Origin of the sequence: Achromobacter aloeverae, assembly GCF_004121055.1 — a bacterium.
Lineage (GTDB): Bacteria > Pseudomonadota > Gammaproteobacteria > Burkholderiales > Burkholderiaceae_B > Bordetella_C > Bordetella_C aloeverae.
In genome coordinates, this window is record NZ_PYAL01000006.1 from 21,352 (window position 1) to 41,989 (window position 20,638).

Annotated in this window: 18 protein-coding genes; 3 read left to right on the plus strand and 15 right to left on the minus strand. The window is 68.0% G+C overall.

The genetic code is table 11. The features are described 5' to 3' along the window. Positions 1-24 precede the first annotated feature (24 nt). From C7R54_RS19345 to C7R54_RS19375, 7 genes are all read right to left on the minus strand, one after another. Entirely contained in the window at positions 25-1,089 is a 1,065-nt protein-coding gene (locus C7R54_RS19345) for an Ldh family oxidoreductase (protein ID WP_129152084.1), read from the minus strand. Further along, positions 1,089-1,997, minus strand: coding sequence for a dihydrodipicolinate synthase family protein (locus C7R54_RS19350; RefSeq protein ID WP_129152085.1), 909 nt, complete (start codon positions 1,995-1,997; stop codon positions 1,089-1,091). The genes C7R54_RS19345 and C7R54_RS19350 overlap by 1 nt, the downstream gene beginning before the upstream one ends. 171 nt (positions 1,998-2,168) lie before the next feature. Beyond that, positions 2,169-3,224 (minus strand): alpha/beta hydrolase family protein, encoded by a 1,056-nt coding sequence (locus tag C7R54_RS19355; protein WP_240039616.1) that lies wholly within the window; start codon positions 3,222-3,224, stop codon positions 2,169-2,171. A gap of 144 nt (positions 3,225-3,368) precedes the next feature. After that, entirely contained in the window at positions 3,369-4,352 is a 984-nt protein-coding gene (locus C7R54_RS19360; protein WP_129152086.1) for a Bug family tripartite tricarboxylate transporter substrate binding protein, read from the minus strand. A gap of 61 nt (positions 4,353-4,413) precedes the next feature. Continuing rightward, on the minus strand, positions 4,414-5,517 hold the full coding sequence (locus tag C7R54_RS19365; protein WP_192903703.1) for a saccharopine dehydrogenase family protein: 1,104 nt from the start codon (positions 5,515-5,517) through the stop codon (positions 4,414-4,416). A gap of 180 nt (positions 5,518-5,697) precedes the next feature. Beyond that, complete coding sequence (locus C7R54_RS19370) at positions 5,698-6,177, minus strand: Lrp/AsnC family transcriptional regulator (protein WP_129152088.1); 480 nt, start codon at positions 6,175-6,177, stop codon at positions 5,698-5,700. Positions 6,178-6,354: 177 nt separating this feature from the next. After that, on the minus strand, positions 6,355-7,641 hold the full coding sequence (locus C7R54_RS19375; RefSeq protein ID WP_129152441.1) for an alpha-hydroxy acid oxidase: 1,287 nt from the start codon (positions 7,639-7,641) through the stop codon (positions 6,355-6,357). A gap of 185 nt (positions 7,642-7,826) precedes the next feature. Here C7R54_RS19375 and C7R54_RS19380 point away from each other — a divergent pair, with 185 nt between their 5' ends. Together C7R54_RS19380 and C7R54_RS19385 are read left to right on the plus strand one after the other, a co-directional pair. Further along, positions 7,827-8,726 carry a LysR family transcriptional regulator gene (locus tag C7R54_RS19380; protein WP_129152089.1) on the plus strand — a complete coding sequence of 300 codons (900 nt, stop codon included), beginning with the start codon at positions 7,827-7,829 and terminating at the stop codon, positions 8,724-8,726. A gap of 268 nt (positions 8,727-8,994) precedes the next feature. Beyond that, positions 8,995-9,912 carry a peptidylprolyl isomerase gene (locus tag C7R54_RS19385; RefSeq protein WP_129152090.1) on the plus strand — a complete coding sequence of 306 codons (918 nt, stop codon included), beginning with the start codon at positions 8,995-8,997 and terminating at the stop codon, positions 9,910-9,912. A gap of 40 nt (positions 9,913-9,952) precedes the next feature. Here the strand turns inward: C7R54_RS19385 and C7R54_RS19390 are convergent, their stop codons facing one another. From C7R54_RS19390 to C7R54_RS19420, 7 genes are all read right to left on the minus strand, one after another. Further along, complete coding sequence (locus tag C7R54_RS19390; RefSeq protein WP_129152091.1) at positions 9,953-10,336, minus strand: response regulator; 384 nt, start codon at positions 10,334-10,336, stop codon at positions 9,953-9,955. 49 nt (positions 10,337-10,385) lie between these two features. After that, the gene (locus C7R54_RS19395; RefSeq protein WP_129152092.1) at positions 10,386-10,658 is read right to left on the minus strand and encodes a XapX domain-containing protein; all 273 of its coding nucleotides are present in this window, start codon (positions 10,656-10,658) and stop codon (positions 10,386-10,388) included. Positions 10,659-10,737: 79 nt separating this feature from the next. Beyond that, positions 10,738-12,360: an MFS transporter gene (locus tag C7R54_RS19400; RefSeq protein WP_129152093.1), complete on the minus strand. Its 1,623-nt coding sequence runs from the start codon at positions 12,358-12,360 to the stop codon at positions 10,738-10,740. Then, positions 12,357-12,872: a DoxX family protein gene (locus C7R54_RS19405; RefSeq protein ID WP_129152094.1), complete on the minus strand. Its 516-nt coding sequence runs from the start codon at positions 12,870-12,872 to the stop codon at positions 12,357-12,359. The genes C7R54_RS19400 and C7R54_RS19405 overlap by 4 nt, the downstream gene beginning before the upstream one ends. Before the next feature lie 50 nt (positions 12,873-12,922). Continuing rightward, positions 12,923-14,788, minus strand: coding sequence for an amidohydrolase (locus tag C7R54_RS19410; RefSeq protein WP_129152095.1), 1,866 nt, complete (start codon positions 14,786-14,788; stop codon positions 12,923-12,925). A 97-nt stretch (positions 14,789-14,885) separates the two neighbouring features. Continuing rightward, on the minus strand, positions 14,886-15,764 hold the full coding sequence (locus C7R54_RS19415) for an alpha/beta fold hydrolase (protein ID WP_129152096.1): 879 nt from the start codon (positions 15,762-15,764) through the stop codon (positions 14,886-14,888). An 85-nt stretch (positions 15,765-15,849) separates the two neighbouring features. Continuing rightward, on the minus strand, positions 15,850-16,548 hold the full coding sequence (locus tag C7R54_RS19420) for a hydrolase (RefSeq protein WP_129152097.1): 699 nt from the start codon (positions 16,546-16,548) through the stop codon (positions 15,850-15,852). 517 nt (positions 16,549-17,065) lie between these two features. On the opposite strand from C7R54_RS19420, the gene C7R54_RS19425 reads away from it, so the two are divergent. Then, positions 17,066-17,722: a response regulator transcription factor gene (locus C7R54_RS19425; protein WP_192903704.1), complete on the plus strand. Its 657-nt coding sequence runs from the start codon at positions 17,066-17,068 to the stop codon at positions 17,720-17,722. Between the two features lie 49 nt (positions 17,723-17,771). Here C7R54_RS19425 and C7R54_RS19430 read toward each other — a convergent pair whose 3' ends face one another. Next, positions 17,772-20,633, minus strand: coding sequence for an ATP-binding protein (locus C7R54_RS19430; protein WP_240039618.1), 2,862 nt, complete (start codon positions 20,631-20,633; stop codon positions 17,772-17,774). Positions 20,634-20,638: the final 5 nt, after the last annotated feature.

The window sequence follows — 20,638 nt, forward strand, 5'->3', positions numbered from 1 at the left end:
GGACTGGCGCGCCTGTCGCCCGCGTCAGGCCACCCTGGCCGCCGGCATGGGTACGCCCAACCGCTCGGACCACTGGGCCAGCGACGCGACGATGCCCGGCGCCAGTTCGATGCCTTCTTCCTGCTGCCGGCGCGCCGTGGCCATGCCTTTCTGGCCCGGCACGCGCACGGCGTCCACGCCTGGACGCGGCGGATTCTCGCGGCAGGCCTGGGCGATCCATTCCATCTGCTGTTCGAAAGCGCGCAAGCCACCGAAGGCCTCCGGATCGATGACCTGGAGATAGACGGTGTTCGCCATCAAGCCGTTTTCCTGCGACCTGCCCTGGTCGGACAGGCCGGCCGTCAGGCCCTCCGCCAGCAGCGCCAGCCCATAGCCCTTGTGGCCGGCCTCCAGGCCGCCCAGGGGCAGCAGGCTGCCCGCAGGGTTGCCGCCGATCACGGCGGGATCGTCGCTGGGATTGCCGTCCGCGTCGAGCAGGAATTTGCCGGGCAGCTTCCTGCCTTCGCGCTGCAGCTTTTTCACCATGTTGTTGGTGGTGATGGACGCAGAGATATCGACCAGGATGGGGTCGGTCGCCGCCGGCAGCCCGATGGCGATGGGGTTGGGTGAGAACACCGGCTTGCGGCCGCCGAAAGGGGCCACGCTGGTCGCGCTGGGTGCGGACGACACCAGGTGCAGCACGACGCCGCGTGCCGTCGCGCGCCGCAGATAGGTCGCCAGGCTGCCGATGTGGTGGCTGTTCTTGATGACCACCGTGCCGGTGCCGTAGGTGGCGGCGCGTTCGATGGCGCTGTCGAGGGCACGCAGCACCAGCCAGGCCCCGGGCAGGCGCTTGCCATCCCAGATTTCGACCGCCGGCCGCTTGGAGATCACCTGCGGTTCGCCCTGCACCTGCATATGGCCTTTCCGCACGTGTTCCAGATATTGATCCAGCAGGTTCAGGCCGTGGGTGGGGCTGCCCATGAGATCGGCTTCAACCAGGATCCCGGCCACGGCGGCAGCCTTGTCGGACGGCATGCCGGCTTTTTCCAGCAGGGCGCGCGCGTGGTCGGTCAGCGTGCCGGCTTCGTAACGGGTGGATGGTGACATCAGAGGCTCCGTTGGGCGAGGGCGCGTTGCAAGCGTTCCAGAAGATAGTCGATATCCTTCAGGTCCAGGGGACTCAGGCGCGGGCCGGGCGCGCGCATGACCGCGGAAGCGATGGCGCCGCGGCGGCGCAGGATTTCCTTGCGCACGGCAACGCCCCATTGGGCCTGGTTCTCGAAGTTCAGCAGCGGCAGGTAGAGGTTGAACAGGTCGAAAGCGGCGTCGCGCTGGCCCCGGCTGTACAGGTCGTAGACGCCGGACAGCATTTCCGGATGCGAGAAGCCGGCCATCGGGCCTTCGATGCCGCGCTCCAGTTCCTGCGGCAGGAAGACGGCGTTATTGCCGGTGAGGATGGGCACGTGGCGCGGCATGGCCTCGCGCAGTCGCGTGATCTTGGCCGCGCTGGGAATGTCTTCCTCCTTGATGGCCTGGATCTGCGGAAAGCGTTCGACCAGCCGGACCATGGTGGGCACCGACATCCAGACGCCGGTGGAGAAGGGGAAGTCCTGCAGCACAGTGGGCACGTCGCCGATGCGGTCGAAGACGGCCCCGTAGTAGCCGATCACGTCTTCCTCCGTGCGCAGGCCGGGAGGCGGGGCGATCATGACGCCGCTGGCGCCGGCATCGGTCACCGCCTGGGTCAGGGTGGCCAATTGCGCGACGCTGGGATTGCTCACGCCGGCGATGACGGGCTTGCCCTGGGCGCGTGCCACGAAGCGCCGCACCGCGTCGACCGATTCGGTTTCCGACAGCTTGGCCGCCTCGCCCGCCACGCCCAGCACGGTCAGTCCGGCCGCGCCGTGTCCCAGGTAGAAATCGGTCAGCGTATCGATGCTGGCCAGGTCCAGCGCGCCATCGGCGGCGAATGGCGTCTGCGCCACGACATATAGCCCTTTCATCTGCGTCATCATGATGCCGGTGTTTCCTCTCGTTTGCTTGGGATCGTGTGTGTGTCGGTGTGATCGTGGGTTCGTACGCCGGTGCCTGCGTGGAGGCCCGGCCTGGAGGGCGGGCTGAGCCCGTCAAGGATATCGCTTGGAGGGGATTCTGCGCGATAGCGCCTGGGGACGGGCTCCCGGGATCTACCGGCCCCGCCGCGGCGCGCGGGCGTTGCGCGCGATCCAGTCCAGGATCAGGTCCGCTACCTGAAGATTGTTCTTGTCCTGCATCATCATGTGCGAATTGCCGTGGATGCCCAGCGCCGGCAGGCTCATCAACTGGCCCTTGCCGCCGGCAGCGTTCAGGGCGTCGATGAAGGCATGGCAGGCCTTCAGGCGCGGCGCCCACCGGGGGAATTCCTCGATGTGGTCGCCGAAGACCACCAGGACGGGAATGCCGGTCAAGGGCTGAACGTCGCCGGGCTTGGGGCATTCGCCCGGTTCCACCGACACGATGGCGGCGATGCCCTGCGTGTTCATCGCGGCGGTCTGGAAGGGATAGATGCCTGATTGCGAGTGGCTAAGCAGCACCGTGCCGCCGAGCTTGATGGCCAGCTTGGACAGGTTGGCCACGGTGGGGTTGGGGGTGGGCAGGGATGCCAGCCAGTCGGGGACCATCTGCTGCCACAGCCCGGCTTGCGCCTGGACGGGGAATTGTGTGTCCTTGAAGGCTTCCGGGTAGCGCGGGCCGAAGCGGAAAATCGCCCATGCCGCTTCGTGTCCGGCGGCGAACAGGTCCGGCAGCGTGCTGGGCGGCGCCTTGCCCAGCTTCACCGCATTGATGGCGGAGATGTCGGTGGCGGAACGACCCCGGCCCGATTGGTCGATGACGTAGGTCGCATAGCCCTTGCGCAAGAAGTACTCCTCCCAGCCCATGCGGCCGTCGGGCGTGGTTTCCCACGTCATCCCGGTCAGGCAGCAACCGTGGATCAGCGTGATGGGATAGCGTTTCGCGCGCTGGGGGATCTGGTAGCGCACATACATCTGGTCCACCGTGACGGTGCCGTGCGCGTCGTACTTGGGCGTCAGCGACAGCGTGTCGGACGTCACGTCGCGTCCGCCGATGAAGAAGCTGCCCTGCGCGGACAGGGTCAACGGGCCCGTGGGCGTCTTCGGCGCCTGGGCCGGCGCGGCGTGAGCGGTATGGAACAGGACGCTGGCGGCGGCGCAAAGCACGGCCAGGATGCGACGTATCGACATGGAATCTCCTCGGTGTTGTTGTTCGAGAATGTTCGCCACGGCGAAGTCCTTCGGGGGGAGACAGGCATCGACGCATGGCTGGTCGATGATACTCCGCGGGCGAACGTCAGCGTGCCATCTCCGCTTGCCGACCTGCCAGCCGCCTCACTCCGTCTGTATATGCGCCGCCGCCACCACGTCCTTCCACGTCTTGGCGTCCTGCGCGAGCATGGCGGCGAAGTCCTGGGGGCCCATGGGAGCGAGGTCGGCGCCGCTGTCGGCCAGGCGCTTGCGCAGGTCGGGCGCCCGCAGCGCCTGCATGATGACCTCGTTGAGCTTGTCGATGACGGCGCCCGGCGTGCCCTTGGGGGCCATGACGCCTATCCAGACGCCGCTGTCGGCGCCTTCGATGCCGGTTTCCTTCAGCGTCGGCACGTCAGGCAGCGCGGGGTTGCGCGCCGGGCCGGCAACGGCCAGCGCGCGTACCTTGCCCGAGTCCAGCAGTGGTTTGGCGCTGGCCAGCAGGGTGAACAGGATGGAGATGCGTCCGGCGGCCAGGTCGTTCAGCGCCGGCGCCGCGCCGCGATAGGGAACGTGCAGCAGCTTCAGGCCGGTGCGGTCCTCGAAGAGCGCGGTGGCCAGGTGCGAGACGCTGCCGTTGCCGGGCGACCCGTAGCTGATTTCGCCAGGATGGGCCTGGGCCTGCTGGCGCAGTTGCTGCATGGTGGTGGCGGGAAAGTCCTTGGAGACGAAGACGATGTTGGACGTGTTGACCAGCAGGCTTACCGGGACCAGGTCCTTCAATGGGTCGTACGGCAGTTTCCTGAAGTAGGCGCTGGCGATCGAGGTCTGGGCCGCCGTCCCCAGCAGCAAGGTGTAGCCGTCCGGCTGCGACCGCGCCACATAGTCCGCGGCGATCTGGCCGGCCGCGCCGCCGCGGTTGTCGATGATCAGCGTCTGTCCCGTGCTGGCCTGGAATTTCTCCGCAAGCACGCGGCCGACCACGTCCAGGGACCCGCCGGCGGCGTAGGGAATGACCAGCCGCACGGGCCGGTCGGGGTAGGCGGCCTGCGCGTGGCCCCGCGCGGGGAGCAGGGTGGCGCACAGGGAAGCAAGAAGGGCGATCAGGGTCAGGGCGGATTTGCGCATGGTCTTCGTGGGCGGCTCGGGCAGGGAAAAACACGGAGCGGGACCAGGCGGCAAAAGGCGATCATGCGGCGATCGCCTCCACGCCCAGGCCGGCGTAATAGTGGCCGGTACGCGTACCGAGGAAGTCTTCCAACGGCACCTGCTCCTGCGACACGAAACCGCGTCCAGGCAGCATGCCTTCCTTCAGCAGCTCGAAGGCGCCCACGATGCCGGCCGCCGTCGTCAGCTCGATGGCCGTACGCCGCTTGCCGCGCAGGTTGGCGCCGTGGCAGCGCAAGGTTCGGCTGTCCTGTTCGTAGCGCCCGCCGCGCATGCCGCTGGCCGACGCGTGGATGATCACCAGGTCGTCGCGGCTGTGCGGGACCGCGTATTCCAGGACGTCGCGCAGGATGTCGCGCCGTTCGATCAGGCGCAGGTCATGCAGCAGGAAATTCATCGCGTCCCGGTGGCCGGGATAGCGCAGGGTCTTGTAGTCGAGGTTACGGACCTTGCCTTGCAAGGTGTCGCACAAGGTGCCCAGTCCGCCCGATGTGTTGAACGCTTCGAGGGGCTCGCCGTCCAGCGTCAGCGTTTCATAGCCTTCCATGGGCTGCACCGACATCAGCTTGCCGTCGACGATGGCGACGCAGGGATTGCAGTATTCGTTGATGACGCCGTCTATGCTCCACGTGAAGTGGTAGCGCAAGCCGTTGTTGGCGCTGCGCGTCAACGCGCCGACCCGCAGGCGCAGGTCGTGCAGTTCGTCGAAGCCGCGCGCCAGGTCATGGCCCAGCATTCCGATCACGCCCGGCGCGAGTCCGCATTGGGGCATCAGCGTGGCGCCGGCGGTGGCCGCGATGCGCTGGATGGCGGTCGTGGCCGCCACGTCTTCCGTCAGGTCGAAATACGGCACGCCCAGGCGGCCGGCCTGGGTGGCGACGCGCTCGGCCAGGTAGAACGGCAATGCGTTGAGCACGGCGCCGTGGCCTCCGATGACGGCGGCCAGCGCGACGTCGTCCATCACATCGCATTGCACGCGGCGCACCAGGCGGTCATCGCCGGGAGGGGCCGCCGCAAGGTCCGCCAGTGTCACCGGCAATTCATGATAGTGCGCCAGCATGTCGGCGATGGTTCCGCCTATCTTGCCGGCGCCCAGGACGAGTACGTTTTCGATGCGTGATGCCATGATCGATTCCCCTTATCTCAAATGATGGACGTAAGGAATCGTACGGAGGGCGATTGTCGGTTGGTAGCGTACAGAGCGTCGAAATGTCGGGTCGTTTCGTCGTTTCGACGAAATTTGTCGTCGAAATGACGATGGGCAAGCCGGACCTGGCCGCAACGGCATCCCGTCGCCAGGCCGCGCCTATTGGCAGAGCGCCGCACGGCGGTCTATCTTGCGGCTCAGGACGATGGAGCTCTGGGTATGGTTGACCCCCTCCACCTGCCCGATCTGGTCCAGCAGGGCGTCGAGTTGTTCGACGCGCGAGCACCGCAGCAGCGCCAGGTAGTCGAAGACGCCGCTGACCGCGGACAACTCCTCCACCTCCGGCAGGCGCTTCAAGGCGGCGGCCACCTGGGCGCCGGTCTTGGGACGCACGCTGATGAAGCAGTAGCTGCGCACCACGTTTTCCTCCAGCGCCTGGCCCAGTCGCACGCCATAGCCGGCGATGACGCCGTTCTTTTCCAGCCGCGCGATGCGCGCCACCACGGTGGTGCGCGCCAGGCCCAGCTTGCGGGCGAGCAAGGCGACGGGTTCGCGCGCGTTGGCCTGCAACAGGGTCAATAGGTGGCGGTCGGTGACGTCCAACCTTGGGTCCGGATGTTCGATGCTGGCCTGTTGCATGGCTTACCCCTTTACTTGTACGGGCGCCGTCCTCACGGAGGGCGTCCGCATGATGGCCCGATCATAGGAAAGGGCGCGGTGCGTGTCCTATACCCAGATATCGTAAACGTATAACGTCGCGTTAAGGGACCGGGCGGGACACGGGTTTTCAGGGGCTTGCCTCGATGGAGCGGGGGATTAGGGAGTTTCCCCAGGCCGTGGCGCGATGGCGTCAGGCCCGCCTTGACGCCGGCGCAGATGACGGGGGCCCAGGTCGGACGGGCTGAGGACGCCCAGCAGGGCCATGTTGCGCGCCATCTCCGTGGCCAGTATGCCGATGGCGTGCGTAACGCCCGCCATGCCGGCGACGGCGCCCGCGTAATTGAAGGGCCTGCCGATGAAGACAAACCTGGCGCCCAGGGCCAGGGCCATCAGCACGTCGCCCCCGCGGCGGAAACCGCCGTCGATCATGACCGGATAGTCGGGGCCCACTGCCTCGACCACGCCCGGCAGGGCACGCAGCGGCGCGATCGCGCCATCGAGTTGCCGTCCGCCATGATTGGAGACGATGACGCCGTCCGCGCCCATCTGCCGCGCCAGGATCGCGTCCTCTGGCGCAAGTATGCCCTTGATGATGAATCTGCCCTTCCAGCGCTCGCGCATTTTCGCGATGTGGGCCCAGCTCAGATGGTCGCGGGCGCCGAACTCGCGCATTACCTTGGACGAGATGATGGGCGCGCCACGCTTGGCCTGGGAGTTCTCGAAGTGCGGCATACCGTGACGCAGCAAGGTTTTCAGCACCGTGCCCAGCAGCCAGCGCGGATGGGTGATGCCATCCCACGCCAGTCGCGGGCTGGGTCGCAACGGCGTGGAGAAGCGCGCGCGGACATTGTTTTCCCGGTTACCGGACACCGGCACGTCGGCGGTGACCACCAGCGTCTTGAAGCCCGCCGCCGCCACGCGGTCGACCAGCGCCGCGATGCGGTCCGCCTCGCCGGGCACATAGGCCTGGAACCAGGCGCGCGGATTGGCCGCGGCCACGTCTTCCATGCGTATCAGCGACGAGCCGCTCATGATGGCTGGAATCCGCGCGGCGGCGGCGGCCTGGGTCTGGATCAGGTCGCCGCGATAGGCGGACAGCGCGCTGATCCCCATGGGCGCGATGCCGAACGGCGCGGCCCAGTGTTCGCCGAACAGCGTGGTCGACAGGTTGCGGCCCGAGGTGTCGTTGAACACGCGCGTCACCCAATCGTAGTCGGAAAAGGCATCCTCGCTGGCGCGCAAGGCGCGATTGGTTTCGCAACCGCCGCTGACGTAGGCGAAGATGGGCGCGGGCAGGTGCCGGCGCGCCGCGTCCTCGAAGTCCGCCAGGGACAACACCCGTTGCAGCCGCCGCGGGATATGCCAGCCGCCGGCTGCCGAGGGCTTGCGGGGCGCCGTGTGGCTGGCGATGGGATAGTCCTGGAGACGAAGTTCGTTCTGCATGGAAGAGGCCGTGACGGGCGCGGGCATGGCTGCTGCCGACGAGGAGCCGGCGCGGACAGGAGCGGCCGCGGGTGTAGGGAACAGCCCTGCATGCTAGCCAGGTAATGGAAAGGGATGGGCGATAATTCGTCGATCCATAAGCAAGTAATAATTGACAATGAAGTGTTGACAATGAAGTATTGACAATGAAGCTCCAGTATCTCGCCACGCTTTCCGCCGTCGTCGCGCGCGGCAACCTGACGGCCGCGGCGGAACAGGTCAATCTGACGCGCAGCGCGGTCAGCCTGCAGATGAAGCAGCTGGAGGCCTGGTTCGGACAGCCGCTGTTCGACCGCTCCGGCCGCAACGTCCAGCCGACCGCGTTCGCGCACGAAGTGGTGCGTACCATCGACCGCTCGATGGCCGAGCTGGAGTCGCTGCGCCGACCCACCGCCGGCGTTCCCGCGGGCCGCGTCAGACTGGGAATCACCGATTCCGCGCAGACCACGCTGCTGCCGCTGGCGTTCAAGGACCTGTTGCGGCGGGCGCCCAAGGTGGAGTTGCATATCCAGCGCGGCACCACGCCCGTGCTGCTGGAAGAATTGAAGGCGGGCAGGATAGACGTGGCGGTGCTGGTCCGGCCGCCCACGGGCGGATCCAGCCGGCTGCTGTGGACCGGCCTGCTGGACGAGGAAATGGTGCTGGTGGTGCCGCGCGGGCTGCGCGATGCGCCGCCGGCGCAAATCCTGCGCGAGCAGCCCTGGATACGGTTCGATCGCGGGCTGGTGGCCGGCCGCATGGCCGCGCAGTTCGTCGAGCGCCAGGTGCCGCATTGCCATGCGCTGGTGGAGATCGCGGGCGTCGACGCGATCGTCGCGCTGGTGGCCGCGGGCATCGGCGTGTCGGTGCTGCCGCGCCTGCGCCGCGAGCATGTGCGGGCGTACGCGGTGCGTGAGATCCGCCTGGGACCGCAGGCCCCCATCCGGCGCATGGCCATGGTGCGGCGCAAGGCCGAATCCGATCACCGTCTGCTGGACATCGTCGAGTCGGCTTTCCTGGAGGCGGCGGAGACGCTGAAAGGGGCGGGATCTCGATTGCTTAAGTGACCTGGGTTTGCTGCCTCGTCATGGAGGCCGGTTCGACACGTTCGACGATGTGCCGAAAATCCGCAACAGGATTCCTGTCACTTTTACGGATTTTTCCTGCTCGATCGGGGCAGCACGCCCGGGGCGCCCGGGCCGGCGACTTGTCCAGGCAGCCGGCCTGACCACGGAGCATGGGCGGCCGTGCCGGCGCAGCCTGCCCCCGCAGCGGGGGACGTGGAATAATCCGGGACTCGTTGTCCTTCCTATTCCACATATCCCTACTAGCGCGATGAAAACTGCTCAATACCGATGGATGGCGGCCGCGGGCGCGGTCTGCCTGGCCGTGACGGCGCAAGCGTTCGCCGCCGACGCCAAGACCGCCGACACCGGCGTGATCGCCAAGGCCGGCACGCTGGAGGTGCAGCGCGGCGAAGTCGAGAACATGCTCAAGGGCCTGCCGCCGCAGGCTCGCGCCGAGATCAAGGCCAACCACGGCATCGCGGAGCGCCTGGTGCGCTCGCAACTGGCCGACAAGGCGTTGATGCAGCAGGCAACCGCGCAAAACTGGGCGCAGCGCCCCGAGATCAAGGCGCAGATCGAGGCCGCGACCAAGGAAATCGTCTTCCGCAGTTATCTGGCTTCGGTCAGCGCGGTGCCGGCGGACTACCCGTCGGACAAGGAGCTGCAAACCGTCTATGACCAGACCAAGGGGCAGATGATCAAGCCGGCGCTTTACCGTGTCGCCCAGATCTTCATTCCCGCGCCGGCGAACGATGCCAAGGCCGTGGCGGACGGTCGCAAGGACGCTGCCGATGTCGCCCGGCAGGCGCAGGGGGCCAAGGCGGACTTCACCGCGCTGATGAAGAAGTACTCGCAAGATCCGTCCGCGCAGAAAGGCGGCGACACCGGGCTGATCCCCTTGGGACAGCTGCTGCCGGAAATGCGCCCCGTCGTGGCCAAGCTGAAGAAGGGCGAGGTGTCGGCGCCGGTGCAGTCGGCGCAAGGCTTCCACATCCTGAAGCTGGTGGAAACCACGCCGCAGTCCACGCCGACGCTGGCCGAGGTCCGCGATAGCCTGCGCAACGCCATGCGGCAGAAGCGCCAGCAGGAGGCGGCGGCGGCTTATCTGCAAGGCCTGCTCAACAACCAGACTGTAACGGTGGACGGCCCTGCATTGAATGCCGTCGTGGACGCGGCGATCAAGTAAGGTTGGGCCTCGCCGTCCATCGGCCGTGGGCGCCGGGACTTCATTCTCGACCCGATGACCATCCCACGGCCTGCTCGATACAGGCGATCAATTCCGTATCGGCGAAAGGTTTTTGCAGGAAGCGCGCGGCGCCCGCTACCCGCGCCCGGTCGGCGTAGCCCGTGTGCTCGACGGCGGTCATCAAGATGATGGGCATGTCCAGCCCGCACCCGCGCAGCGTCTGGCACAGATCGAAGCCGTTGACCCCCGGCATGCGCACATCCGTCACAATGCAGGCGAGCTTGTCGATATCGGCGTCGTCCAGCAAGGCCTGGCCGCCATCGTAAAGCCGCACGCACAGGTCGGCGGAGCGCAGCAGCCTGCCCAGCGCCATGCGAACGGACAGGTCGTCGTCGACGATGGCGACGATGGGAGCGGCGGTCACGCGGTTGTCCTCCTGGATCAGGCGCCGGCGGCTCCCGGTCGCTGAAACGTCACGATTCTTCCGTCGGCCGCGGGGCGGGCTCGGCCTTGGGCGCCGCGGCCACCCCCGTGATGCGCGGCACGCATTCCTTGTGGAACCAGGATATCGAAACGGGTTCGCCGTTGAGCATACGGCGCACCGGCGGCACGACCTGCTCGCCGATCAGCATGCCGAGCAGCCCGATCAGCGCGACGACGGGCGGGGCGGGCGACCGCACGTTCAACAGCGCATAGATGATACCGACCAATATGCCCGTGGCCAGCGAAATGATATAGAGCTTCATCTTATTTCCTTGAATGTCAGGGGATGCGCGGGTCGATGCCCGCATGGGTTCGGAAATCGATGCGGGGGCTGCGAAGGGACTACCTCGATGCGGATGGCGCCGGCGGCAGCCTCACGCCCAGCAGGTGCTGGACTCGCGGCGGCGTGCCGCCCTGCTGGAAACGCAGTAGTTCGCGTTGCAGGTCGGCGTCCGCGTTATGCACGCGGCGATGCTGGCGCATGTGCTCGGCCCAGGACTCGACCAGGAACCATTCGACCAGGCGTTCCGGATCGTTGGGGTCTTCCATCACGCACCAGTTGAAGGCGCCGTCGCGCAGCCGCTCTTCGGACAGGCGACGCACGGCGACCAGGAAGTCCTGGCGGTCCGCGGCAGCGACGCGATAGTCGATCTGCACCAGTACGGGGCCGCGATCGTCCTCGATCTTCACCGCCATGCGCGGGTCGGGCCAGGCCTGCGACGGCGCCAGGTCGTCTTCTCCTTGCGGCAAGCGGAAACGCTGCGCCAGCAAGGAACTCAGCAGCAGGAACACGGCGGCCGCCAGGAGACCGGTGGGCACGCCCACACGCTGCGCGACCGCGCCCCATGCCAGGCTGCCGGCGGCCAGGGCGCCGTTGAACACCATCTGGTAGACGGCCAACGCGCGGCCGCGCACCCAGTCCGGCAGGATGGCCTGCGCGGCGCCGCCCAGGGTGGTCAGCGCGGCGATCCATGCCACGCCCAGCAGCAGGAATAGCGGCAGGGCCAGCGCCAGGGGGGGCGCCAGGCTGAGCAGGCCCATGGCGGCCGCCGTCGCCACGGCGGCCGCCAGCAGCAACCTGTCCGCATCGAGCCAGGCTTGCAGGCGCGGCAACAGCAAGGCGCCGACGATGGCGCCGCCCCCGACCATGCCCAGCAGCAAGCCATAGAGTCCCGCGCCGCCGGCGAACAGCTGGCGCGCCACCAGGGGTAGAAGCGCCCAGATGGCGCTGCCGGACACGAAATACACCGCCGCGCGGAACAGGACGACGTGCAGCTTGCTGTGCGCGCGGGTATAGCGCAAACCGGCGCGCAGCGCGCCGAAGAAGTGTTCGCGCAGCGGGTCGCTGGCGCGCGGCGGACGCCGCCACCAGGCCAGCGCGCCGATGACCAGGATATAGCTGACGAAGTCCACCGCGTACGTCGCGGCCGCGCCGAATGCCGCCAGCAGCACGCCGCCGGTGGCCGGGCCGATGGCGCGCGCGATGTTCACGCCCAGGCCGTTGAGCGCCACGGCGCTGCGCAACTCATGGCGGGGCACCAGTTCTGGCACGATGGACTGCCAGGTGGGCCCCATCATCGCCGCGCCGATGCCGCCCAGGAATGCCATGAAGATGAGGATTTCGATGGTTAGCGCGCCGCGCCACGCCAGCATCATCAGCGTGCCGCTGACCAGCCCCAGGGCGACCTGGATCACGATGAGAAAGCGTCGCCGGTCGAGGATGTCGGAGAGCACGCCCGCGGGAATCGCCAGCAGGAAGACCGGCAGGGTGGTGGCGGCCTGGATGGCGGCCACGGCGGTTGGCGAGGTCGACAGGTCGGTCGCCAGCCAGGCATTGGCCACATCGCGCATGAAGCTGCCGACGTTGCCGAGTATGGTCGCCACCCAGAGAACGGCGAACGTGGCGTGCGCCAGCGGCGCGAAGGGCCTGGGCGCGGATTGCTGGGCGGGGGGCGCAGCGTTCATCGTTGCGGCGCGCCTGGTTCGCGCTCGGGCGCCATGCCATTCCCGCCCACGCCTTTCCCGCCTCGCACGCCTTCCATGCCGCCGTCCCGCGCCGGCCAGCTGGCAAGCGCCACCAGCAGCCAGCCGCCCGTCAACGCCAGGTGCTCATAGAAGCTGTTGGCTTGCGCGAAACGCGCTTCCGGCGGCGCGGCCCAGTAGCGATTGGCGATGAAGGTGGCAAGCAGGGTGAACAATCCCAACGCCAGGGCGCCGAGGCTACGCGCCCGCCCGGACAGCACCAGCAGCGACGCACCCAGTTCCAGCGCGATGGTGCCGGCCGCCATGACCGTGACCCACGGGTCGGAGGAGGCCAGGCCGAAGTGCCGGATCTCTGCCAGCGCGCTGTCGAAGTCGGCCAGCTTGACCAGGCCTCCTTGCAGATACGGCGCGCTCAGCAGCAGGAGACCCAGCCACCACAGCGGCCGGTACCGGGTGGCCGGCGCCCATGCGGGTGCATTGGATATCGCGGTCATGCTTGCCTCCGTGACGGATGGACGTGGGACGCCAGTGCGGGTGGATGCGTCTAGAAGGCCCAGCAGGAGCACCCCAGCGCACCCCAGAACGTGCTTTCCTCGGACGTCGGCGCCTGCGCGGACCAGGCCCGCGCATGTCCATGGCCGTGCACGCCGCAGGCGCTGGCGCACGCGCAGACCGGCATCATCCGCGCGCTGCCGAGATTGGCGCGGGCCTGGTAGCCGCCCACGTGGCGCACCGGCGACCAGTCGGGCATCGGAGGCGCCAGTTCCGGCGCGAGGTCGCTGTAGTCGCCCTCGCCATGGACCACCTCGCCGCCCAGCAGGGTCAGCACCGACGTGATGTCCTGGATCTCGTCGCCGGGAACGTGGAAATAGTCGGCCGAAAGCACCGCCAGGTCCGCAAGCTGCCCCGGCTTGATCTGGCCTTTCTTGCCGGTTTCCGAAGAGAACCAGGCATTGGCTTCGGTCCACAGGCGCAGCGCGGTCTCGCGGTCCATCACATTGGCTTCGGGATACAGCCGCAGGCCGCCTACCGTCTTGCCGGTCGTCAGCCAGTAGAGCGACACCCACGGGTTGTAGGATGCCACCCGCGTGGCGTCGGTGCCCGCGCCAACCTTGACGCCCCGCTCCAGCATGCGCCGGATCGGCGGGGTGGCTTCGGCGGCGCGCGCGCCGTAGCGTTCGACGAAGTATTCGCCCTGGTAGGCCATGCGATGCTGCACGGCGATGCCGCCGCCCAGCGCCGCGATGCGGTCGATGTTGCGGTCCGTGATGGTCTCGGCGTGGTCGAAGAACCAGTTCAGTCCTTCGAACGGGATGTCGCGCGCGACCTTCTCATAGACGTCCAGGGCGCGCGAAATGGTCTCGTCATAGGTCGCGTGCAGGCGCCAGGGCCAGCGTTTTTCGGCCAGCAGGCGGATCACCGGCTCCAGGTCGCTTTCCATCGACGGCGGCATGTCGGGGCGCTCGACGCGGAAGTCCTCGAAGTCGGCCGCGGTATAGACCAACATTTCGCCCGCGCCGTTGTGACGGTACAGGTCATCGCCCTGGCCGGGTTGCACCTTGTCGGACCAGTTCTTGAAGTCGGCCAGTTCTTCCTTGGGCTTTTGCGTGAACAGGTTGTAGGCCAGGCGCACCGTCAGGTGGCCTTCCTTGTGCAGCGCTTCGATGATGCCGTAGTCGTCGGGATAGTTCTGGTAGCCGCCCCCGGCGTCGATCACGCCAGTCACGCCCAGGCGGTTGACCTCCCGCATGAAATGCCGCGTCGAGTTCTTCTGGTACTCGGGCGGCAGCTTGGGACCCTTGGCCAGGGTGGCATAGAGAATGGTGGCATTGGGCTTGGCCAACAGCAGGCCGGTGGGATTGCCCTGCGCGTCGCGCACGATCTCGCCGCCTGGCGGGTTGGGCGTGTCCTTGGTATAGCCGACCACGCGCAGCGCGGCCGCGTTCAGGATCGCGCGATCGTACAGGTGCAGGATGAACACCGGCGTGTCGGGCGCCACGGCGTTTATCTCGTCGATCGTGGGCACGCGCTTTTCGGCGAACTGGTGCTCCGTGAAGCCGCCCACCACGCGCACCCACTGCGGCGCGGGCGTGCGGTCGACCTGGTCCTTCAGCATGCGCATCGCATCGGCCAACGACCGCACGCCGTCCCAGCGCAACTCCATGTTGTAGTTGAGCCCGCCGCGGATGATGTGCATGTGGCTGTCGATCAGGCCGGGGATGGCGCGGCGGCCCTGCAGGTCGATGACGCGGGTGGCGGCGCCGGCCAGCCGCATGATGTCGTCACGTGCGCCGACCGCGGCGTAGCGGCCGTCGCGGATGGCCACTGCGTCGGCTTGCGGGCAGGCGCGGTCCAGCGTGGTGAACTTGCCGTTGACGAGGATGAGCTGGGGCGTGAGGGGGGCGTTCATGGCATGTGTCTCGAAAAGGACGGCCGCTCGGGGGCGCGGCGGGGCCCGGACGGGCATGCGCCCGACGGACCCATGCCTCGTCCCGGCGGCATAAGACCTAGCGTTTCAGGAACGCGAGCAGTTCCGCGTTGATCCTGTCGGCGTGGGTGACGCACATGCCGTGCGAGCCGCCCTCGACGACCGTCAGCGTGGCTTGCTTGACGATCCTGGCCGACAGGCGGCCGGCGTTGTCGATGGGCACGATCTGGTCGTCGTCGCCGTGCAGCACCAGCGTGGGCACGTCGATTTTTTCCAGGTCCGGCGTGTAGTCGACCTCGGAGAACTCGTGGATGCACAGGTACTGGCCCAGGATGCCGCCAGCCATGCCTTGTGCCCAGAAGGCGTCGATGGTGGCCTTTTCCGGCGCGGCGCCCGGTCGGTTGAAACCGAAGAAGGGGATGGCCAGTTCCTGGTAGAACCTGGACCGGTTGTCGGCCACGCCCTTGCGGATGCCGTCGAATACGTCCTTGGGCAGGCCGCCCGGGTTCTTGTCGCTCTTCACCATGATGGGCGGAACCGCGCCGATCAGCACCGCGGCGGCGATCCGGCTGGTGCCATGGCGGCCGATGTAGCGCGCCACTTCGCCGCCGCCGGTGGAGTGGCCGACGAGGGTGGCGTCCTTCAGGTCCAGGGCCTCGATGACCGCGGCCAGGTCGTCGGCATAGGTGTCCATGTCGTTGCCCTGGGACGGCTGGTCGGAACGGCCATGGCCGCGCCGGTCATGGGCGATGACGCGGAAGCCGTTCTGCGCCAGGAACAGCATCTGGTTGTCCCAGGCGTCCGCGTTCAGCGGCCAGCCGTGAGAGAACACGACCGGGCGGCCCTGGCCCCAGTCCTTGTAGAAGATTCGGGTGCCGTCCCGGGTGGCGACGAATGCGTTGTCATGCCTGCCGCCCTGGGCGGCGCTCGATGCGGAGGAGGTGGATGCCGTGGTCATGATGGAGCCTCGATAGGATGTAGTCGGAACGCGGTGCGGGATAGGCGCGGCGCCTGCGACAGGACGGTCCGCGCCATCACCGCGATCAGCGGGCGGCCGTCGCCGCGGGCACGGGCGCCAGCGCTTCGTGCGGGGTGGCGGTGCGCTGCCCGGCCTTGTGCACCATCGTGTAGGCGTAGTCGACGCCCATGCCGTAGGCGCCGGAATGCTCCTTCACCAGGCCCATCACGGCGTCGTAGGTTTCGCGGCGAGCCCAGTCGCGCTGCCATTCCAGCACGACCTGCTGCCAGGTCACGGGCACCGCACCGGCCTGCACCATGCGCTGCATGGCGTAGTCGTGCGCGTCCTTGGATGTGCCGCCCGAGGCATCGGCCACCATGTAGATTTCATAGTCGCCTTCCAGCATGGCGCATAGCGCGAAGGTCGTGTTGCACACTTCCGTCCACAGGCCGGAGACGACGACCTTCCTGCGTTTGTTGGCGGCCAGGGCGTCGCGCACCTTCTGGTCGTCCCAGGAGTTCATCGAGGTGCGTTCCAGCACCTTCTGCTCGGGGAAGACGTCCAGCAGCTCGGGATAGGTGTAGCCGGAGAACGAGGTGGTCTCGACGGTGGTGATGGTGGTCGGGATATTGAACACGCGGGCCGCCTTGGCCAGGCCCACCACATTGTTCTTCAGCGCCTGGCGGTCGATGGACTGCACGCCGAAGGCCATCTGCGGTTGCTGGTCGATGAAGATGATCTGGCTGTTCTGCGGAGTCAGCACTTCGAGCTTGGGATTGGACATGGCGGGATTCCTGGAGGGGGTGGACGGAGTCGTGCGCGCGGGCATGCCGGGTATGCGCCCGCTGCGCGTTCGCGGCGGGTGCGCCGCATGGTCGAAGCGTCGGCGCGGTAGGCGACGCGACCGCCGATAGACTAGATGGTCCGGGCCTCGCCGACCATTATTCGATGGTATTACCCGGATGGGCCCTGGCCGGCGCGAAAACGCCCGCGCTGCCATCGGGATGTCATCCTGGCGTGATCGGGAATGGCGGGAAGGGGCCTGCGGCCGTGTGCCTGGCCGCGTGCCCTCCCCAGCTCGGGCGTGTTACTCACGGTGACAAGAAAGCCGGTCAGCCCCCCCATCCCCTCACACGAAGGTATGGCTTGCGGTCGCTACAGGCCGGCGCCGCGCCTATATAATTCGCGCCTGATCAGGCCGCCCGGGTCGGTCAATTCGGCCGGCGGAGGCCGCCATTGGCAAACCGGGCGGTACTCCCGCCGACCGCATGGCCCCCGATACGAGTGGAGAGCTCACCGTGATGTCCGCGACCCTCGAACCCCTGGCGGTGGTTTCCATCGACGATGCCGTCGTGCTGGTCGTCGACGACGATGCCGGGCTGCGCCAGGCATTGGGCAGCCTTTTCCGCTCGGTCGACATCAAGGTGCGTTCCTATGCATCGGCCGCCGAATTACTGGACGACGAATTGCCGGACGTGCCGTGCTGCCTGCTGCTCGATGTGCGCCTGCGCGGCGCCAGCGGGCTGGACCTGCAGGCGCGGCTCGCCAAGCTGGGCGTGGAAATTCCCATCGTCTTCATGACCGGTCACGGCGACATCGCCATGACCGTCACCGCCATGAAGGCGGGCGCCGTCGACTTCATCACCAAGCCCTTCCGCGACCAGGACCTGCTGGATGCGGTTGCCACGGCGCTGGACAAGGACCGCCAGCGCCGCCTGGGTTCGCAGCGCCTGAGCGCCTTGCGCGCGCGCCACCAGACGCTGAGCCCGCGCGAAGCCGAAGTCATGGGCCTGGCGGTGCGCGGCCTGCTGAACAAGCAGATTGCGGGCGAGATCGGCATCAGCGAGGTCACCGTGAAGATCCATCGTGGCCAGGCCATGCGCAAGATGAAGGCGCGCACCTTCGCCGACCTGGTGCTGATGGCGCAGCAACTGGGCGTGCGCGTCGCCGTCGATTGAGCGCGCCCCGCTACCGGCCGATTGTCGGCGCCGGAGAGCGCCGGTGCAATCACGCGGCGTCCATCGGCACGCCGGCCGGCAGCGCGAACCGGAATGCCGTGCCGCCGTTCGCGCGCGGCCGTGCTTCCAGGGTGCCGCCATGCGCCTCGATGATGGAGCGGCAGATGGCCAGCCCCATGCCCATGCCCTGGGGCTTGGTCGTGTAGAAGGCGTCGAAGATGCGCGGCAGGGTTACGGCCGCGATGCCGGCGCCGCGGTCCTTGACAACGACTTCTATGCGGCCGTCGCGCAGGGTCGACGATACCTCCAGTTCGCGTTCCGCCGCCGGCGTATCGACCATCGCGTCCAAGGCATTGATGATCAGGTTCAGCATGACTTGCTGCAGCTGCACGCGGTCGGCGTCCACGCGCGCGGCGCCCGCTTGCAGGCGGGTACGCAGTCGCACGCCTCGCGCATCGATATCCATGCGCACCATCTCCAGCACCTCGTACACCATGGCGTCCGGATCCAGCGGCTCCACCACGGCGGGCGCCTGCTTGGCGAGGGCCCGCAGCGCGCGGATGATGTCGGCGGCGCGCACGGCGTTCTGCCGGGCGTGCTCCATGGCGTCCAGGGCTTCGCCGGTGTCGGGCGTGGCCCGCTTGAGCCAGCGCGCCCCTGCGTCCACCGAGGACATGATGGCGGTCAACGGTTGGTTGACCTCATGCGCGATGGAGGCGGCCAGGCTGCCCATGACCGTCAGGTGGGACGTGCGCGCCAGGTCCGCGCGGGCGTTGCGCAAGTCCAGTTCGGCGCGCGCGCGGCGGTTGTTCTCGTCGATCAGGCGTTCGTAGAGCTGCGCCGTCTGCAGCGTGATGGCCAGTTGCGGCGCCAGTACCTCCAGCGCGGCCGTGCGCGCTTCGTCGAACACGCCGGGCGCGGCGTTGTTTTCCAGATAGAAGATGCCGATGAGCTCGCCGCCGCGCAGCAAGGGCAGGCACAGCACGGAACGCAACAGGCGCGGCGGATCCGCGAGGTCCAGCAGCGATGGAGCCTGCTGGGTGGCGTCGGCCAGCACCAAGGTCTGCCGGGTGCGCAGCACGCTTTGCAGCACTGTCATGGGCAGTGCGTGATCGGTCGGCGCGCTGCTGCCCAGGTGCACCGAAACCTTGTCGTGCAACATCCGCGCCGAAGCTTCTATGGTCGGGCCGCCCGCGCCCATCAACAGGAGCAGCCCGTACTGCGCGGCGGCGTGCGTCACGATATTGGTCATCAGCGATTCGAGCAGCCGTTCCATCACGACTTCGCCGGACAGGGCCTGCGCCGCCTTCAGGCCCGAGGCCCAGGCCGCTTCGCCCATCTTCTCGGCAGCGCCGCGGCGGGCGCCGCCATACGCCAGCGTATCGCGATAGGCGCGCTCCATCTGCGCTGCCTTGGAGTCCCCGCTCAAGGCGCGGTAGCCGGCCTCCGCGGCGCGCAGGTGCTCGACGGCCGCCGTGCGCAGCCCATGTTCGTCGCAGAGCCGCGCCGCCAATTCGTGCGCGAGCGCCCGTTCCTGCGGAAAATTGGCCAGGCGCGTCGCCTCGACTGCCTGTTCGTAGTGGCCCAGCGCGGCCAGCGCGTCGTCCCGCAGCCGGGCGAGCTCGGCATCGATCAACAGGAGCTTGCCGCGGAAAGTCAGCGGGTTCAGGGCCGCCCAGCGCTCGAAGCCGGCGCGCAAGCCGGTGACGGCGGCCAGACGGCCCTCGGGGTCACCGTCGCCCGAGGGAGCGCGCGCCAGGGCCAGCGCAAGAAAGAGCCTGCACTCGGCCACATTGATGTGCGCGGGCGCCGACCATTCGAGATCGTGCGCGATGAGCAGGCTGGCCTTGGCGGATTCCCACGCGCCAAGGTAAGCGTGCGCCATGCCGTCGTAGAAGGCGATCCAGAAGCGCGTGGGCTGCGACCGGCTCTGCGCAATCCGGTCCGCCAGCGGCATGCCGGCGGCTTCGTCGGGCGCCGTTCCCTTCATTCCGCGCACGAAGCGCTGCTGCGCCAGCAGGATGAGTTCGATATCGCGGTATCGCGCGCGGCGGGTCAGCGCCAGGCCGCGTTCGATTTCCTCCTCCACCAGGCGCAGGGTCTCCCCCATGGCCAACAGGTCGCAGACGATATGGTGGGCGGCGTGGCAGGCCATGCCCAGTTCGCCGGGCGCGGGGCCTTGGCGCACGGCTTGGCGGGCATGTTCCAGGGCGAACCATAGCGGCCGCGTCCAGGGGCTGACCTGGTCCACCGCCACCAGCGTCGCCAGTTGTTCGGCCTCGTAACCATGGCGGGCAATCAGGTCCTTGGCGGCCATGCCGTAGGACAGGCCGTCCTCGTATTCCTCGTAGAGACTGGCGATGAACACGCCGAACCAGGCCAGGCCATAGGGCGATTGCGGCGTGACGCCGTGGTCCAGCGTCAGTTCCGCCATCTTGGCCACGTGCAGGAAGCCGAGACCGTCCTTGACGGACAGCGAAGAAATCAGCGTGGAAAGCAGGCCCATGGCCGACTGCACGCGAGGGTCGTCGGTGGCGGGCAGGTTCGCCAGGCTGGCGAGGTCGTGCGCGCCGCGCCGGGCGCGCGCGCGGGCGACCGCGTCGTGGGCCTGCCGCAGCGTGTCCGGGTCGGGATGCCTGCCCAGATGCACGTCCAGCATGTCCAGGCCGGCGAGGGCGGTGGCGATGGCGCCTTCGTAGTCCGATTGCGCCGTTTGCAGCTCCGCCTTCAGGCGCAGGACGGCGGCGCGGTCAAGTACCGGCAGCGCGCGCGCCAGCAGGGCGTCGATTTCCAGTTCCGCGCGCGGTATGTCCGCTTGCGCCATCAGGCGTGTGCAGCGCGGCAGGCTGGCTTCGCAGGCCGGTTGCCCATGCCGCCGCAATTGATCTTCGCGGCCGTACGACGCTTGCATGGGTG